General features: G+C 67.8%; 1 protein-coding gene. It reads left to right on the top strand.

Annotation, left to right across the window (positions count from 1 at the left end):
• Positions 1-1,096: phosphoketolase family protein (locus tag BC793_RS48620; protein ID WP_487246612.1), on the top strand; the 1,096-nt coding region annotated here is incomplete at both ends.

Genomic DNA, 1,096 nt, shown 5'->3' with positions numbered 1-1,096 from the left:
CTCGGCGAGATGATGCGCGACATCTACTCGCGCAACCCGGACAGCTTCCGGCTGTTCTGCCCCGACGAGACCAACAGCAACCGGCTCGGCGCCGTCTTCGAGGTCTCCGACCGGGCGTTCATGGAGGGCGTCACCGGCGACGACGTGAAACTGAGCAACTCCGGCCGGGTCATGGAGGTGCTGTCGGAGCACAACTGCCACGGCTGGCTGGAGGGCTACAACCTCACCGGCCGGCACGGCATGTTCGCCACCTACGAGGCGTTCGCCATGGTCAGCGCGTCGCAGACGGTCCAGCACGGCAAGTGGCTCCAGGAGGCGTCGCACCTGCCGTGGCGGGCCAAGGTGCCCAGCCTGAACATCCTGCTCACCTCGACGGCGTGGCGCAACGACCACAACGGCTTCTCGCACCAGGGTCCCGGCCTCATCCAGGTGGTGCTCAACCAGCGCGGCAACGTGGCCCGCGTCTACCTGCCGCCGGACGCGAACACCCTGCTGTCGGTCGCCGACCACTGCTTCCGCTCCCGGTCGTACGTCAACCTGATCGTCATCGACAAGCAGCCGCAGTTGCAGTGGCTCGACATGGATCAGGCGATCGAGCACTGCCGTAAGGGCGCCGGCATCTGGGAGTGGGCCGGCACCGACGACGGCGACCGTGACCCGGACATCGTGCTCGCCTGCGCCGGCGACGTCGTCACCATGGAGACGGTCGCCGCCGCACAGATCCTCGCCAAGAAGCTGCCGCAACTCAAAGTTCGGGTGGTCAACGTGGTCGACCTGATGACCCTGCCGCGGCCGAAGGACCACCCGCACGGCATGAGCGAGACCATGTTCCGGGAGCTGTTCACCGACCACGTCGACGTCGTGTTCAGCTTCCACGGCTACCCGGGCGCCATCCACCAGCTGGTGCACGGCCGGCCGGACGCCGACCGGTTCCGGGTGCGCGGCTTCATCGAGCAGGGCACCACGACCACCCCGTTCGACATGACCGTGCGCAACAAGGCGTCGCGGTACCACCTGGTGATCGACGCGATCAACAACGCCCGGCGGCTGCCGGCCGGTGCCAGCGAAGTCAAGGCCTGGTGCGAGGCGCAGCTGG

It is taken from the genome of Actinoplanes xinjiangensis (genome assembly GCF_003148685.1).
GTDB lineage: Bacteria > Actinomycetota > Actinomycetes > Mycobacteriales > Micromonosporaceae > Actinoplanes > Actinoplanes xinjiangensis.
This window is presented reverse-complemented; position numbering and strand designations above follow the sequence as displayed.